The organism is Paenibacillus sp. MABNR03 (assembly GCF_050455445.1).
Classification (GTDB): Bacteria; Bacillota; Bacilli; order Paenibacillales; family Paenibacillaceae; genus Paenibacillus; species Paenibacillus xylanilyticus.
In genome coordinates this window covers 598,225-615,798 of record NZ_JBCIYR010000004.1, presented here as the reverse complement: position 1 = coordinate 615,798, position 17,574 = coordinate 598,225, and the positions used below count along the sequence as shown (strand labels likewise).

Here is a 17,574-nt window from a genome sequence, read left to right as displayed (position 1 = left end):
GGCAGGGAACAGCCAGATCCCTAGTATACTCTACTATTAATAGACTGCTTTTCGTGGAAAAAGTTACGCACGCAGCCAACATTGAGGTTATTTCAGACAAAAAAAGACTTCAAGTATGGCATCAAATTGCCAAACTTGAAGTCACAAATATGGTGGATAATCTATTAGCGATGCATTCATTCTGCCTATTAACTTGCATAACAAAAAGCGAAAAAGCAATCAGATAAACTTATTTTTCTGATCGCTTCCCGCTTTAATTAGATAAATCTATTTATTCCTATTTGGATTACAGATAACCCAATTTGTTCAGTACACGTTTCAACATTACCGCTGCTTGTGCACGTGTTGCATTACCTTGTGGCACAAATGTCTTCGATGTCATTCCTTGGATAATGCCTTCCTGTACTGCTTTTGCGACAGAATCCTTGGATTGAATTTTGTTGCTGTCCTTAAACTTGGACAATGTTGATGCTGCCGAAGTATTCAGAACGGTTGGCTGACCAGCATAATCCAAAGCCCGAACCATCATGATAGCCATCTGCTCACGAGTGACGAGGCTATCCGGTTTAAAAGTACCATCCGTATTACCAGTGACAATACCCGCTTTAGCTGCTGCACCAATATAAGCGCCCGAGACATCACCATAACGAACATCTTTGAATTGTTGAGCACTAGCATAGTCGCCTGGCAATCCCAATCCTTTTGCCACTAAAGTAGCGAATTCTGCTCGTGATATTTGCTGATCGGGAACATACAAAGTTCCATTTTGTCCATTAATAATCCATTTTGCAGACAACTCACCAATGACATCCTTAGCCCAGTGCGTAGCAGTATCCCGATATGAAACAGGATGGGATGCAGCTACAATAGCCTGATTGCCTTTCAGCTGACCTGTTATAATAACTGCTCCAGTTGCATTGGAGAAATGATGCGGGATATTAGCTAGAGCTGAAGTTCCTTGATCAATGTAAACCAGACCGGTGGCTGGTCCTGATGTCGTTGATGGTAATCTAAGTGCAAGTTTACTCTTCACTTGTTGTTCTGCACGCTGACCACTATAGCCATTATAGGCTGATAGATAAACGTCCGTAACATCGGATACTCTCTGTGCCCCGGCGGATGCAAGCATGCCGTCCATTGTACCAGATACGGTCACAGGAACTGATTCGAGTTGAACATAAAAGTAGGATGATCCTGAACCTGCATTCACACTTTGTGCAATACTGGAAGGATTCAAATCTGACAAAGGCACGGACCACAGACGCTCTCCATATTTTACTCCAATAAATGAAAAGCGTTCACGTGAAGCAATCTCTGTGAGCGTGTCTATTGGAAATCCTACATAAGCTGATGCTTCTGTGGAAGGAACCTCAAATACAACCATTCGACTTGAATTATTGCTTAAGTTTGCATATTGAAATGCCTGATTTAGCTTACTAGCATCCACATTAAACTGCCGGGTAGAACGACTATTGCGTGACTGGGCAGAATTTGTTGTTGCTGCATCCGTGCTCATGACATACATGGACTGGTTAAAAGCCGATGTGTCCGATACGGTTAGCCATGATGGCAGATTGCCACTTAAACTGCCAGTATTGGTAGTTGAACCCGTGCTTTGAGTTTGGCTAATAGGTAAAGGTCCAAATGCCTCAACAATTACGTTATCAAGCGTACGCAGCGGGATTATCCCTGGTGCATAACTTACAGTTCCTGCTTGTCCGTTGGTGCCCGAACTGGATAACTTCAGAGTTAATGTTGTACCACTTGATACTGCAGAAACCACACTTATCTGTGAGCCCCCCAACTGTACACCGAATTGAGAAGCGGTAAGCAGGGTCTGTGACTGCAGAGATTCCCTGAAGGTAATAGTTACGGTATCTCCTTGCAATGTAGCTGATTTCACCATACCATTACCCGCTGTGTAGCTTACAGGTGTTAGGTTGATATAACCAGCCGGATTACCGTTTAAGTCCGTCAAACGCAATGCACCCGGTACATAAGAAAGTGTTACATTCTGGTTCGTGCCTACGGCAGAAGCCAAAGTCAGCGTCACTGTTTCATCTTCAATATCCGTGTCATTTACAAATAATGGTTTACCGTCTACAAGAACAGAATACTGACTTTTTAACGGTTTGTTGGTTGTTCTAAGTGGTTCATTGTAGCGGATCCACAGCTTTGAGCCACTTATTTCCGCACTCTGAAATTCAGGAGCCTTGGTATCAATGCTATTCCGGACATAGAACCCGCTGAATCCAGCAAGGGCTTGTCCTCGACTATCTTTCACAGGGGAAGAGCCTGGTGCATACGAGACACGCACCACTTCTCCATCGGTGATGGAACGGCTCAGATTCAATGTAACCATTGAACTATTCGTTAAGGATATACTGTTGATCCCTACCGAAGACTGGTTTGCAGTTACACTGAATTGTGACACTGCATCACTGGAATTGATATATACCGTCTCGGGGTAATATAAGTTAATTGTACTGTAATACACCGTGCCCTCACGTGGTTTGGACATGACAGAGTCAAGTGTATTTTCCACATCTCGTGCTGCAAACGAAGCAGCGGGATTCAGGGAAGTATCCTGTATTGGACGCAGTCCAGGCGTATATCCGATCCGGACAACCTGCCCTACAGCTACACCTGTATCGAGTACGACATATACGCTATCTCCTGATACATATGCAGTGCTGACATTACGCGCTTCCCCATTTACTGTTACCGTGAAGCTGCTATAAGCTGGATTCGCGCTAAACAAACTTTCATCGTAAGTAAGTCGAATCGTATTGTTACTATACATCTTAACTGTTTTGAGAACCGGGGCTGTAGTATCTCTGCTAAGCGTCTTAAAGCCCCATGAACTGGTACCTGTCAATCCTGTAAAGAGATTACCAGCCTTGTCCCTGAACACATTTGCAGGAATATCCACATAATAATTCGTGTTGCTTTCCAGAGTACTCTGCGGAACAATTCGCAGCTGTCTATTGTTTGAAGTGCTAATGGTTGTTGTTACGGCTACGGTTCCACCATTGGCCTTTCTCAACGTCGCATTGCCTGGGTAATTGGTATCAAGCTCTTTATTAAATGTAACCGTTAGTTCTCCCGTCAAAGGCGCATTCGTTGTACCGTTTGTTGGAGAAATAGATGATACGGTGAGAGCAGTAGGATCCGAGATTACGCCAAAACCCCACTCGGTTCCGGTTATTCCTCTCGTGTCGTTCCCCCTTTCATCTCTCAAAAAACCTTCTGGCATAACAACATAATACGTGCTGCTACTATTCCAGTTTTTCTCTGGATCAATCACAATGGAATTCGTCCCCAGACCAGTAATACGTGAAGAACCTGCATTCACAGGTATCTCCTCATATAAAGTAGTCCCTTGAAAAATCTGCAGTTTCCCAGCACCTGCAAAAACCTTTTTATCAAATGTCATCGTTATATTAGATGAGGGCGATACCTGCATTGCTGCATTCGCAGGAATTTTCTCTACTAACGATGCTGAGCCTACACCTTGAGTATGAAATGTCCACTCTTTATTCAGCCCATTGAAAGCTGTATTATTCTCATCCGCGTATACAAATGCATTTTTGTCGATTTGAACGTAATATGCCCCTCCTGGCAGAGGTGCATGATTAATCGTCACTTTTTTCCCTACATCCGGAATACTGGCATCATCTGGTGTAATGCTAATATTACTTGATTCCGTTGGGTCCACTAAGATAGGTGGAATGACCTCCGAATCATCTGACACACGTTTTATCGATATGTATCCACTGGTAGTTCCCGCTGCTTTTCGAATGGGTTGGGCAAATTCGATCTCCAATGGGGTTACTCCATCTACATTCTTCTCTCCTGTTACAGGTAATGTTGCCTTGACCCCTAGCGTAGTTAAATCATCTGCTGCATAAGCAGTGTTTTCCACTCCAAGCAGACCTGTTAGCCAACCTTGGGCGGTTAATAGTACGATTAAAAGCCCGATTGTACTCTTCTTGGCTATTCGTTTCAAACGCACCGATTCGTCCCCCTCAACTTATATTTCTTCTCCTGTCTAATGTACAGACCTCATTATGTATGTCGGTCAAAACGAGCATTTTATTTAGCCAAAAGGCAATAAAAGGGATATTAATTAGCAAGGCAGATTCTTCTTTTGACCCAATTGCTTATGTATGAAAAAAAGCCCTTGATTCCTTATCAGAACCAAGGGCTTCAATCTATTCATATTTTAAACTTACAGACCCGCTTGAGCTTTCAAAGCATCGGCTTTGTCCACTTGCTCCCAAGGTACATCCAGGTCTGTACGGCCAAAGTGACCGTAAGCAGCGGTTTGTTTGTAAATTGGGCGACGCAGATCCAGCATACGGATGATGCCAGCTGGACGCAGATCGAAGTTGTTACGTACCAACTCAACCAGCTTCTCTTCGCTGACTTTGCCAGTTCCGTATGTATCCACGTTGATCGATACCGGATTGGCTACACCAATCGCATAAGCGAGCTGAATTTCCACTTTGTCTGCAAGACCTGCAGCAACGAGGTTTTTCGCTACGTAGCGAGCCGCGTAAGCAGCGGAACGGTCGACTTTTGTCGGATCCTTACCAGAGAAGGCACCACCGCCATGACGAGCATAACCTCCGTAGGTATCTACGATGATTTTACGTCCAGTCAGGCCTGCATCTCCTTGAGGTCCGCCAATAACGAAACGTCCTGTTGGGTTGATGAAATATTTAGTCTGCTCATCCAGCAATTCAGCCGGAACAACAGGCAGGATAACTTGTTCTTTAATGTCTTTTTGGATTTGCTCAAGGGTAGTCTCTTCAGCGTGCTGAGTGGATACTACAATTGTATCGACACGAACTACTTTGTCGCCGTCGTATTCGATCGTTACTTGAGTTTTACCGTCCGGACGGAGGTAATCCAGTGTACCGTTTTTACGTACCTCAGCGAGGCGGCGTGCAATACGGTGGGACAATGCGATTGGCAATGGCATGAGTTCTGGTGTTTCATTCGTTGCAAACCCGAACATCAGACCTTGGTCACCCGCACCGATGTTTTCTGTTTCGCGAGCGACTTGAGCCGGATCACGGTTCTCCAGAGCTGCGTTAACGCCTTGCGCGATATCAGCAGACTGCTCGTTCAGAGATGTCAGAACTGCACAAGTATTATAATCAAAACCGTACTTGGCACGTGTGTACCCGATTTCCTTAACCGTATTACGTACAATGGCCGGAATGTCTACGTATTCAGAAGCTGAACTGATTTCACCGATGACAAGCACAAGGCCTGTAGCCACGGAAACTTCGCACGCTACGCGAGCGTTTGGATCATTCGCCAGAAACGCGTCCAATACGGCGTCCGAGATCTGGTCGCAAATCTTATCCGGATGTCCTTCGGTTACAGACTCCGATGTGAATAGATGTCGGCCTTTAACAGACATGAAGTTTCAACCTCCCATAACTAGTAGTATGGCGATTGCCCGAACAAAACATTTACGGTGATTCGTTCACTGTACCCTCGAAAGCTTTCCGGGCGGAATAAGGACGCAGGGTCCGCAGTTACGAAGATAAGGATTTCTCAGGTAATTGCCTTAACAAAAAATCAACCTTTTCCCCCTGGAAAAGGTTGCATACCTCAACTGCCATCTTATCGTATTTGTCAACCCATGTCAAACCGTGTGGGATAAGGAAAAACCTTATAATAACTGCTTTTCTGCCTGACGAATTAGCCTTTTCGTAATCTCGCCACCGACCGAACCATTCTCACGGGAAGTCAGATGACCCCAGCCTTTGTACTGACCATAGGAATGATCACTCACAGCTCCTAACTCAGAGCCAAACTCAGTATCTGCACCAGCAAGAGCATTCTGTCCATACCCAACGTTCAGACCAAATTCGGCAGCAATCTCATATTTCATCTGATCCAGCATCTGACGACTTTCCGGTACCACTCTGCGGTTGCTTCTAGCCATGATTCCTGCACCTCCGTTAATTGGTTTTGTACAATTATAGATTGAGCAGGAACCCTCATGGCTAGCCGTATAAATGTTTGTTAGAACTGGTTAATCTACACATATAAAATGAATAAAAATGCGAATAAATGCTTATCCTATTTTATAGAATATCCGCCCCGAACCATGACCGTCAGACTGTACTTGTTACCATCCAATACCGTTATACCCCGTCCATCCCTTGGAAAAGAGAGCAGGTGATTGGTCGGCGCCGCCTGGCCATTCGTCAGGTCAACCCCGTCCGTCAGATCAGCTACACCGTTCGTACCTTCACTGACGATCACAGCCTTGCCGCTGCGCACAATGAACTCTGCGCCAGAGGCACCGATCAGCTGTTGACCTGGCTTCACGGTTACAATCTCAACGGCATCAGATCCACCGGATACGACCGGAGGAAGCGAAGTGTCTCCACCTGTGCTGCCTGTTCCTGTTCCGGTAGATCCACTATTATTGCCTGCGGAACTTCCTGAGCCTGAAGAACCTCCGTTTAAGGCCTTTTGAATTTGTTGATCTACATAACTTTTTGTCACAACCGGATCATCCGCTGTACCTGGTTGAGTTGTCCCTGCACCTATAGCGGTGTTGCCGTATACGGACCCAACCCACACGCCAACACCAATGGCAAGTGCAGCCAGAGATACTTTCATATAAGGTTTCATTAATGTTGTACCTTCCCTTCTATTAAAAACAATCTACATATATTTGTCGTCAATCTCTATCATATCTTTAATAGAAAGATTCCACAACGATGCTTATTCCAAGATTTGTTCAGCACCTGGTAGATTGCCGACGGCTGGCACAAAGCCCATCGCCTGTGTTGCAAGCTTAATTCGTTGACCTTGAAACTCATCATATATGGCAATGGTATAAGCTCCACTGCGTCGATCTTCAAAGACAACATCCTGAATCGTCCAATTCAAAAATTGATTGTTACCTTCCTTCAAATCTTTATCGAGCACAATCTCTTTATCGAATACTTTTCCAGTAGGTTCAATAATTTGCACGATAAGCTTATGTTCATTTTCAGGCAGATTCAACTCATTATTCCGGGAAGCATCGTAGTTCCATGAAAGGTTAACTGTGGAGCCACCGCTAAGAGACGCTTTGAAATCTCTAGTTTGAATGTTGTAAGGATAAATATCCACATTTTTAATTGTTGTCAAGGTAGGCTCTTGATCAGGTTTGAGTTCGAACGAGGCTGCATCCACATACCCTTTGCCAGTAACTGCTCCCTCTTTATCTGTGCTTTCGCCCCCTACGGTCTCACCAATCAACAGCCTCATATCAGAGACAACCGTCTTCCTTGGGATTTTGGACCACATGGTTACTAATGCAGAATCACCAGGTCCAGCAGGATAATCAATCTGTTTAACCGTTGTTTTATAATACTCACCATTCTTAGATTCGTAATATCCCGTTAATTTGGCTAAATCAATCTGCCGATCCTCAACGTTCTTCACCTGAAGTTCCGTGTATACGATATCAGAAGATGTTCCTGGGTAGATTAGTGTTTTCTTCACTTTAAGTTCAGACTTCTTCCCAGGAGTATTCAATGCATGATTAGCCCCCAACTCTACTTGAGGAACTTGCGGGAGTTGGCCAATGTGAGTGAGTCTGATCAATTCAGATGTGTTCTCGCCCACAACTTCAGACAATGCCACCTGTAACTGAGCTACATCCAAATTGGTAGGTAGCGATGTTAATAGATGTACATCAACCGACATGCCTGGCCCAAGCAAAGCGGTGTTCTGACTAATTAACAACTGCGTATCTGCTATATCTGCTGAATCTATGGATAACATACCTTTTAGCTGCGGGAGTTTAAGCGTATTGGTTGAAATATTACGCAAAGTAACTCTCGCGGACAGAACATCCGCGTTATCCCAAGGAAGACGCTGAATGGAGTTCCATGTTACACCCAATGTTCCATTCTCAATCTGAAGGGTACTCTCTGTACCAATAGATTGCTGCATGGAAGTAGCTTTCGGAAGAATGTACGTTCCCGCAGGATACGAAAACTTAATTTCTTTGCTTTCTGTACCCTCGTTGCCCTCAGCTTTTGGTGTATTCATAACCAACTTCAGTGTTCCATCGGCTTCATCGTAAGGCAAACTAAATGTCAGACGAATTAGGCGCTCTTCATCTGGTTTCAATTTCAAATTATCTAGTGCCTTGGTAGACAACGGATAATCATTTCCCTTTTTGTTTTGAACCGAGAAATCATATTTGGGTACGGAAATTTCCCTTGATCCCGTGTTTTTGAATTTGAAGTTGACCGTATAGTAGTTATTGCCATGAGTCTGACTGACACTGACATCTCCCACACTCGTAGCCATCTTGCCCTTGTTATCTTCGAGCGTTATGGTATGGACCTTTCCAACCTTAATTTCTGTATTCTGCAACGAGGTTGATTTCGGCATTTGCATCGTCGCAAGTGGAATAACCGATTTCTCGGCTTCGTTCTCTTGTACCATAATAAGCTCAGCCCCATCCAGCTTTACCTTTTTGGGAACGGTAGTTATATAATTGATGCTTTTGGACTCTTGAGGCTGTACGCTGTACGTTGTATCGTTCGAATTTAGATTAAGGGGGTAGCTGCTGCCACCTTTTGTTCGCAGAACCCACTTCACATTCGGATTTTCCAACCCCTTATAACCAACGTTATGCAGATTAATTTTCACACTTGCATAGTTGGATGTGTCCGAGGCAGAGAATGTCTGTAGACCCTGGACTTTAATTTTTACCGGAATATCATTGATCCGTACCTTTTTGACTGTATTCACTGGGGTAGCAACCGTATACGAGGCAGGAATATTGATTTTCCCCAGAATGCTTTCATAATTTGGCTTACTGAAGTCCCATTTCACAATTTCAAAATTCAGATTGCTGAGCTGCACGTTCTTTCCAACAGTCGTCACATATGTAACGGACAAAGTAGAGCCAGCTGCAACACTCTTTTTCTCTGCATCTTGCGTCAGCAATTTGGACGTATAACTTGTTCCACCTTTACTTCTAACCTTGGTCCAGTAATCAACTAACTGCAAGCTTTTTTTCTCATTGTTCGTATATGTGAGGGTGTACGTAATCAACTTGCCTTCGTCTTGAGTCAGAACATTGACATCTGTAAGTCTAACACTGCTTTTGGATGATAGCTTGACAGCCGGGACATTAGATAATGTTTTGACAGCCTTTTGAGTTTGAGCTGTATTGCTAGAAGAAGTTGCGGCTTCTGCAATTTGAAAATTGTTCATCCAAGCGGCCTGAGTCAACCCCAGCACGGTAGTTGCGACAATGACATTCTTCAGTTTATTATTCACTTGAAACCTCCATACATAGATTTCCATAATACATATATTATAGACGAATAATATATACAGGAAGTTTCAAAGAGGTAACTTTTAGTACAGCAATCTTGTTTAGATTTATTGAAATAAAACAAAAAACAGCCTAGCATCTATTAAGATGCAAGGCTGTTTCAGAAATATAATATTAGTTATTCAACTGTTGACCGAATGAGAACTCATCCAGCGCATTACCGTTTGTATCAGTAATAGCTTTAGCTGCTTTGTTTTTAGAACCATCGAATGTTACAGACGTTACTTTGTTAGCTGTAACACCATCTACAGTTGCTCTGATAGTAATAGTTTTTCCATCAGTTGAGATAGCAGCAGATTCAACTTTAGTTTCTACATTAGCACCAGCGTCAACACTGAACAGTCCAGTGATGTACTCAGGAGTGTAGTTACCATCTCTTTTAATAACCTCGGATGCATTCACAACAATTGTTACAGTGTTCTCAGTTCTAGAGATGCTACCCAAAGTAACAGTTGGTGCAATACCATCTTCGATATCTTTTGTGATTGCTGTAACTTTGTTACCAAAGCTATCTTGTGTGCTTGGATTTTCAACGATCAATTGAATGCCATTAACATCATTAGCAAATGTACCATTAGCAAATTTCAAGATAAGGGACTTGTTAGAATCTGCCAATGTGTAGCTCAATGGTCGAACATTATTGCTCAATCTGAAGTCATTCAGATTAACACTAGACAATGCAGTGTCAAATTTAACTTTAATTTCGTTACTGCTTGTAGCATATACATCGTCAGTAACATTAACAGCTGAAGAACCTACATTTTTACCTACAGTATAGTTTCCAGTGTTGAAATAGTTACCTTCAGAATCTTTGATGTAGCTTGCAGATACTTTAAGATCTTTAGTCCAGTCTACATCTGGGCTATTTGTTACAGCGATTCTTACAGTGTTTGTAGAAATCAAAGTAATATCATTGTTTTCCTTAGCGATTTGCTGTGGCAACGTAGTAGCTGTACCAGCGGAATTTACATTTGTAACCATGTATTTAGCTGCATCCAATGCATTACCATCACCAGAAGTAGCCAATGTTTTATTGAACTGAACATATACATAACGAACATTCGCATTAGTATTTACTTCAGTCCATACACGCGTTACACTACCGTTTTGAGCAGTGTTAGCATTCAGAGTAGCAGTGTAAGGCAACAATACATTTCCGATGTAAGCAGTATCAGCGATACCGGATACAGTCAACGTATAAGTTGCATCTGATTTCAAGTTGCTTCCCAGGTTAACAGTAACCGTTTTATTGTCAGGGTTGTATTTAGGTGCAATTACTGGGTTACCTTTAGAATTCAAACCTGCAACAGTTACAACTTTACCGTCAGCATCTTTCAGTACATAGTTTTCTGGATTCGAAGCTCTATCTGATTTATTTGCATCATTTTGCAATGATTTGCTGAATTGAATTTCAGCGATGTAGCTACCGTTTTCCATTTTGAACTTAGTATCTACAACGGTTGGACGAACTGTATCCAAAGTTGGAGTTACTTTAGCATCAACGGAAGCGGAGTTATTGCTGTAGTCAGTTACTGCAGTCAGATAAACTGTATTTTCTGCTACGTTCAACGGGTTGTTGAATGTCAATGTAACTTTGTTATCGTTGATTTCAATGGATTGAGCTGTGTTGCCTGTAGTATTGGCGTAAGCACTTGCTACACTTTTCACAGTTTCATCAAACTCAACAGTTACTTCCTTCAAGTCGTTGGATTTTACACTTACAACTTTAGGAGCTGCTGTGTCTACAGCTGCAGTGAATTTACTTTCCACTGGAACGATAGTCAGACCAGAGTAGTCTTGTACTCCGCTCACACGCAATGTGTGCTCACCAGCAGTCAGGTCTGTAGTTACGATTGCTGTGTTAGGATAAACATACTTCACAGAAGCAGCGATCACATTGTTATCTACACGGAATGAAGAAGCTACAACGGATTCAGGTTTAACTGGCTCGCTGAATACAACTTTGAAAGCTTTAGTTCCCAGAGCTTGAACTTCTTTCACTTCTGGAACTGCAACATCAAGTGGAGTGAACTCTACTTTTTGTGTGAATGTTTTAGTAGCGTCAGCGTTTTTAACGTTGTTGATTTGCAAAGATGTTACTCTTTGGTTTGTCAGAGCAGAAGAATTCTGATCTACCAACAAAGTCACAGTTGTTTTGTCATCGGACAATGTTGCGCTCTTGAAAGTTACGCCGCTCACAACATAGTTGTTTTTGCTCTCAGCAGAAATTTGATCTACAGTACCATCAAATTTAACTGTGATTTCTTTCAAGTTTGTAGCAGATACAGAAGATACTGCTTGAGCTACTGTAGTTACATAAGTAACTTTTTCAGTAAACTCTTTATCTTTGTAAGTAAATTTCACTTCAGTCTCTTTGTTAGCTTCAAGAGCTTTATCCAAAGTTACTTTAACGGATTCGCCGTCGCTCATTTTGAAAGTAACAACTTTACCAGCTTCAGTTACATCGTAAGAAGCAACTTTCAGGCTTTGCTCTTGATCAACTGCATAAGCAGCGCCAACGAGCAATTCGCGGGAAGCATTGGATTGGAAGTTCAGGCTGGAATCAAGCAATCCTGCATTGATTGCCGCTTGAACATAACCTTTAGCCCATGCGGATGCTGAGTTGTTAGTTTCAGTTGGAACTTCAAGGTCAAGTGCACGAGTCAAGATGGTAGCCATCTCTTCGATTGTTACTTTACCGTTGAAATCGAAGATTTTTTTCTCAGTGTTTTTACCTTCCATGATGCCTGCAGCTGTTACTGCTTCGATGTAAGGAGCAGCCCAGTTTTTAGCATTGTAGTTTTTGTCAGTGTAAGAATACACACCAGTGATTTCTTTCAGGCCGAGCAATTTAGTGATGACTTTAGCGAACTCAGCGCGAGTCATTTCTTTGTTCAGTCCTGCAGTACCATCTGGATAACCATTGAAGATACCTTTTGCTTTCAATGCATCAAACTGTTGTTGTGGTGTAGTAGCTGTATCACCAAATGCTACAGATGCAAACATCGAGAATGCCATTGCTGTAGACAGAGCTACGGATAAAATTTTCTTCATAACCTTTTTTTCTCCTCCTTGGGTGTTCATAACATGGGAATTTTCTTTAATAGTTTCGCTCGTGTTCCTCATATATTGTTGCACCCCCTTTCCAGAGTCCTGAGCAAGTTAATATAAATGATGTCTGTGAGCTGATCACAGAAACTTGTAAACTAGATTAATCTTAGAATCATACGAAAATAGAGTAGTTTCCTAATCCTACCTAACGTATTATACAATGGGTTACTCTCGCCGTAAAGCAATTTTTTCTAATAAATAGACAAGATTCTTCACGAGGTCATTCTTGGTAAGAGGCCCAATGTTTTTGACTCTACATCTTAAACGCAGTAGATTTCAAAAAGTTGCGGGTTCTGCAAAAAAAGTTTTGAACTTATTTATGTATTGATGCAGTGCGGGTAATTTACTGGGTCCAAAACTTTAAAATCAGCACTGTTGTGGTTTCCATAATGGGTTTCTATTGCGTCTGTATTGATCTGAACGTTTATTTATACCCGCTCAGCTTACACATGAAGCGACAAATTGTCCCAAAACAAAAAATAAAAGGCATTCCGTAAGGAATGCCTTCGTATCCAGTTCTTGCTATATAACACTTAGCGAATTTTCATCGCAAGATCGATAATTTGAGCACGCATTTCTGGATCACTATTCAGTCTCAGATACATATCATCAATTGGTTGTCTGTTTTCACGGTACGTCTTTTCATGCTTCATGGTGGTGTGAGACCATTCAATCAATTCATTCTCAGCTAGAACCAATTGGTTATATGCGTCATGGAAGCCAGTCGCTTGCACGAGCCCTTCCATCACTTCCTGGGTCACTTCCTGCGTTTTGCGTGTATCTTCTATTTTCTTTTCCAGAATGACTGCCTGCTTCTCGAACTGTGTCTTTGCCTTCATGTAGCCCAACTGGGCCTTCGAATAAATCGGTTTCATTAGCTAACTTCACCCTCTAGATCATTGTGTATTTACCGTTATTGTATCTTAAACTCTAGCAAATTACAAAAATAGTTATTGGTAAAAAACAGTTTTCTACTATTATAAATAGTGCTCTTCACCAATTCCTTAACAGTCAAAAAGACCCGCCCCTTTAGCACAAGGGACAGGTCCTTCCAATAATGCATAAATGAACTTTGATGAATTAGCTCAAGTTTTTAGGAAATACTTTGGTGCTTTTCTTGAGCAATTCAACAGCAATTTTACCCGCTTCTGCACGAGTCAAATTACCTTTTGGATTGAAATTGTACTGTGGCTTCTTCTGACCCGGAACCGTTATAGCGGCTCCTTCCATAATTTTAGCCTTTGATACTGCCATGATCGATGGACCTGCATACTTCTCAATGCTGCCTGAATCCAAAAATGCCTTAGCAAGTGAAGCATCCATCTTACTATCATTCGCTGCCAATTTCAGCTTCAGAGCACGGGCAATCATGACTGCTGCTTGTTCACGTGTCAACGGTTGATCCGGTCCAAACACACCGTCCGTCAGACCCGTTACAATCCCTGCTCTTGCCGCTGTCTCAATACGGTCATAATCCCATGTTGCAGAACGTGCACCTGGGACGAGATCCACGAACGTACGATTATTGTCCGAGTTAATTGGCAGATTAAGACCTTTAACCAACAAAGTCGCGAACTCACCACGAGTTGTCTGATCATCTGTACCAAATTGCTCGAAACGCAGGTTGTTCATAAATCCTTTGGAATAGAGACCATTCAAAATATTACGAGCCCAGTTATGATTCGTTATGTCATTGTAGCTCCGACTCAACTTCATCACTTTATAGTAGCCGAATTCATCGAACGGCACAGTGACCGTATGTGCTTTGGTATCTACCTCACCACCGATATTTTCCCACTGACGAGTTGCTGTATACCGATATACAGTAATTGTAGAACCAGCTTCGTCTACCACGTTAGGATCAAAGGCCAACGTAAGAGTTCCCCGCTGTGATGGTGTTATTTTGCGCTCTGTAGGTGTTTGAGGGTTACCAAACAACCCTTCTACGGAGTAAGGCGTCAATCCATTCGTTGGAGCTGCATACGTAGCTGAGCCCAGATCTCCTGCCTCGCCCAAACCTCCATTAATCCAATAGATATCAGAAATTGCTCCAAAGTTGCTGGATGCACTTGTTGATCCAAAGTTAAGCAAGTACTCATCTGGAATACTCCAAGCCGGGGCACCACTATTTTCACCCGTTCCAGGGAAGCCAATAATGTTACCATAGTCATTACGACGTTCTACAATCCCCGTAGTCGGGTCTGCAATACCGAATAGAAGCTTCGTATCCGGATAGTACTTCGTAATACCTCTTGTGCTGGTGCTCTGCATTACAGTACCTTTCGGGAAACTGAGTTGAAGTCCCTTGTTGAATACGGTATATTTGGTTGCCACCTTCGGTGCCATGTACTGAGCATCTACACCTACAGTACCTGTATAGAACACCTCAATGGTATCCGTGTTACTTGTACCAGCACGTGTGATTGTGATTTTGATTTTATTTTCTTTATCTTGTTTCAATCCTACATAGTCATATACAAAACGGTTTTCTCCCAAATCTGTACGTTTCACAGCAGGATCTTTACCGATAAGGACTTCTGTTGCTCCCTCTGCTTCAATGTCAAAGTGAACAAAGTTTTTGTTGACCACGATCTGATTACCAACGGTTGGTTGTGGAGACAGAATGCGATAGGCACTCACTTCTCTGACAATCTCCAGTTTTTGCGATGTCTTAGCTCCGGTCTCATTGATTAGCTCCAAGGTGTACACATACGTCCCTGGCGCATCTGCAACCAAATCTTGAACACGCATAATAAAGTCTTTTTGATTACCTGCGAAATCATAAGTATAGCGATCGCCTGCGAAAGTAACCACTGCATTATTTACTGAGTTAGCCGGCAAGTCAACTGACAGAATATTTTTGGTTCCCATATTCAAATTCATCTTGACTGCACCGCTACCACGAAGAACCAAATCGTAATTCTTTAAGCTGGTCGTGTACTTATTATCATTGTAAATAAACTCAGGCGTAAGATTAAAGATCTGTGCCAGCTGCGGATTATCCGCGCTGAATTCTTTTGGAGGAAAACTAGGACGATCTTTTCCCACAGCAGGCTGGAAGTTAGTAATCGTAGATACATTATTATCTACAACATATATCCGTAGCTCTTTACGAATTTCACGAGCTTGACCCTTATCATCCTTACCTGTTCCTGTCAAAATGATTCTGTTTTCTCCAAAAACCAAAGGTCCGTTCTCTAAGGAAATATTTAGTGGGAAATTGAATACTCCAGTGGTTTTATTTAACCAGGTAGGGTCAAGACCCTCTGAAGTGTTGGTTGATTTAACCTTCTCACCGTTAGCAAACACTTCTGCAACGAAATAATTACTATTGATTGTGTCTTCAAAGTCAATGTATTGTCCTTTGACAGCAAGTGTTTTTCCGGCTCCAGAATCCACATTATAAGTTTGACCATCAGTCAAATTTTCAACGTAAATATAATTTTTGGATGCATAAGAAATCGTAACATCTTTATAGGCTGTAGAACTATCATAGTTAAAACGAACGGTTTGGTTACCGTTCTTTAATCCAACCACTTTGAAGATATAACTGGTATCTGAAACTGTAGCCACATGGTTAACCGTGATTCCGCTTGTCCCGAGTGGAAGGTAATTGGCTTTCAATCCTGTCGTCGGATTAGCTGGTTTACCATTCGTATTGACCATAATGTAGAAGTCACCTGAGTCCACTTTAGCACCGTTCAAAGGCTCACCAGTAGGGAGATTATCGGTCCCACTTCCGCTATAGCCCTTCAGATACTTCAGATCAGTAATAACGGTCTGACCTTTCATGTACTGAAAATCCATATTTTTGCTTATAGTCTTTGTTCCGTAAGTTACGGACAATGTATGATTTTGATCTTCTAAAATTTCGCCATTCGTACCCTTATTAAAATTCACAGCATTAATATCAAAAGAAACTAACCAATACGAAGGCGTGTTATCCTTCAGGCTTGGAATGAAAACTTCCTCGGTAAAAGTAGGTGTCTCTTTTGTCGTATTGTTGTCAACATAAATTTCAGCGCCTTCACTGAACTTGTTTTTATTTACTTCATCATAAGGAATTAACATTTGCACATGCACTTTAGCCTGCTCCGTATCTTCAGTAAATACGGGTTCAACACCAAGCAAACTTTGTGCATTTCTACTGGAATCCAACAGATCCAACTTTACGATTGGATTCTTCTCATCATAATATAATAGTGAATAGTTGAACGTTAGTGTGTCAGAACCATTTTGTACAACCAGCTTCAGATCATTCACGCCTGGCTTCAGCTTAAGCTGCGGTGAAAAGAATGAATAATTTTGTAAAAGCTGTGTTGCCAAAGCTTGGCCATTGTTTACAGACACCGTCACTTTCGTAGCATTCACAGCTGTACCTTGAAGTGTAATCTCGTCCTTGTTTACTACAATTTGAGTCCCTTCATTAAGGTCCAAGTTATCCGATCCACCGAGTACTTGCAACTTTTCTACGTAAGGCACTTGGTCAAACAAGATATAGAACGTTTCGGAACGTTCATTCTGTCCTTGTGCTCCAGTGAATGTGATGCGGTTCATACCCGGATAAAGAGTGAGATTTGCCTTGAAACGATTATCCGGTCTATCTGTATCTAACGTGACTACTGCTGGAGCAACACGTGCAGGATCTTCTACCCAGCGATTTGTGCTTTGGTCCCAGTTCAACAATTGAATGTTTGCACCCAGTGTTGAACCCGTTACTTTGGTATACGTACCCGTAATCGCTTGTTGAGCATCTGTTACTTTATATACTTTATCTCGTGTTATCTGATTAGCCCCTGCTGTCAATGTCAGATCAACCGTATTCCTGAATTCGGAAATATCAGGAGTAAAATAACTCGTCTGTTTGTCTGCCGCCGATGCGACTGGTGCCAAGCCTGCCGGTATCAACGATACAACCAGTGCCACCATCATCAGCCAAATCATCGGCCTCTTCGTACGCTGCATGCAATCATCTCTCCTCTTTTTAAGTCAGTTAACTCTTTTATCGGTGCCGAGGTTCCAATTATTTAGTAAAAACAGCAAATTAAACAAAAAAACCTTATCCATAACGGATAAGGCTTGGG

General features: G+C 42.3%; 8 protein-coding genes. All 8 read right to left on the bottom strand.

Going from position 1 to position 17,574, the window contains the following annotated elements; translation table 11 throughout:
• Positions 1 to 286: 286 nt before the first annotated feature.
• On the bottom strand, positions 287 to 4,015 hold the full coding sequence (locus AAIH57_RS22405) for a SwmB domain-containing protein (RefSeq protein WP_430023033.1): 3,729 nt from the start codon (positions 4,013 to 4,015) through the stop codon (positions 287 to 289).
• A 216-nt stretch (positions 4,016 to 4,231) separates the two neighbouring features.
• Positions 4,232 to 5,434, bottom strand: a complete 1,203-nt coding sequence (gene metK / locus AAIH57_RS22400; RefSeq protein ID WP_175396646.1) for a methionine adenosyltransferase — start codon at positions 5,432 to 5,434, stop codon at positions 4,232 to 4,234.
• A gap of 255 nt (positions 5,435 to 5,689) precedes the next feature.
• Positions 5,690 to 5,965 (bottom strand): alpha/beta-type small acid-soluble spore protein, encoded by a 276-nt coding sequence (locus AAIH57_RS22395; RefSeq protein WP_095291345.1) that lies wholly within the window; start codon positions 5,963 to 5,965, stop codon positions 5,690 to 5,692.
• A 137-nt stretch (positions 5,966 to 6,102) separates the two neighbouring features.
• Complete coding sequence (locus AAIH57_RS22390; RefSeq protein ID WP_430023032.1) at positions 6,103 to 6,663, bottom strand: hypothetical protein; 561 nt, start codon at positions 6,661 to 6,663, stop codon at positions 6,103 to 6,105.
• Positions 6,664 to 6,756: 93 nt separating this feature from the next.
• A complete protein-coding gene (locus AAIH57_RS22385; RefSeq protein ID WP_430023031.1) occupies positions 6,757 to 9,321 on the bottom strand; it encodes a DUF4352 domain-containing protein in 2,565 nt (854 codons plus the stop codon).
• A 172-nt stretch (positions 9,322 to 9,493) separates the two neighbouring features.
• Complete coding sequence (locus tag AAIH57_RS22380) at positions 9,494 to 12,505, bottom strand: S-layer homology domain-containing protein (RefSeq protein WP_430023030.1); 3,012 nt, start codon at positions 12,503 to 12,505, stop codon at positions 9,494 to 9,496.
• Positions 12,506 to 13,023: 518 nt separating this feature from the next.
• Positions 13,024 to 13,365: a hypothetical protein gene (locus AAIH57_RS22375; RefSeq protein ID WP_095359948.1), complete on the bottom strand. Its 342-nt coding sequence runs from the start codon at positions 13,363 to 13,365 to the stop codon at positions 13,024 to 13,026.
• A 205-nt stretch (positions 13,366 to 13,570) separates the two neighbouring features.
• Entirely contained in the window at positions 13,571 to 17,455 is a 3,885-nt protein-coding gene (locus AAIH57_RS22370) for an S-layer homology domain-containing protein (protein ID WP_430023029.1), read from the bottom strand.
• Positions 17,456 to 17,574: the final 119 nt, after the last annotated feature.

Bases quoted from the DNA above. Each gene is read 5' to 3' on its own strand.
- metK (WP_175396646.1), bottom strand. From the start codon at position 5,434: ATGTCTGTTAAAGGCCGACATCTATTCACATCGGAGTCTGTAACCGAA.
- AAIH57_RS22395 (WP_095291345.1), bottom strand. From the start codon at position 5,965: ATGGCTAGAAGCAACCGCAGAGTGGTACCGGAAAGTCGTCAGATGCTG.
- AAIH57_RS22390 (WP_430023032.1), bottom strand. From the start codon at position 6,663: ATGAAACCTTATATGAAAGTATCTCTGGCTGCACTTGCCATTGGTGTT.
- AAIH57_RS22380 (WP_430023030.1), bottom strand. From the start codon at position 12,505: ATGAGGAACACGAGCGAAACTATTAAAGAAAATTCCCATGTTATGAAC.
- AAIH57_RS22375 (WP_095359948.1), bottom strand. From the start codon at position 13,365: ATGAAACCGATTTATTCGAAGGCCCAGTTGGGCTACATGAAGGCAAAG.
- AAIH57_RS22370 (WP_430023029.1), bottom strand. From the start codon at position 17,455: ATGCAGCGTACGAAGAGGCCGATGATTTGGCTGATGATGGTGGCACTG.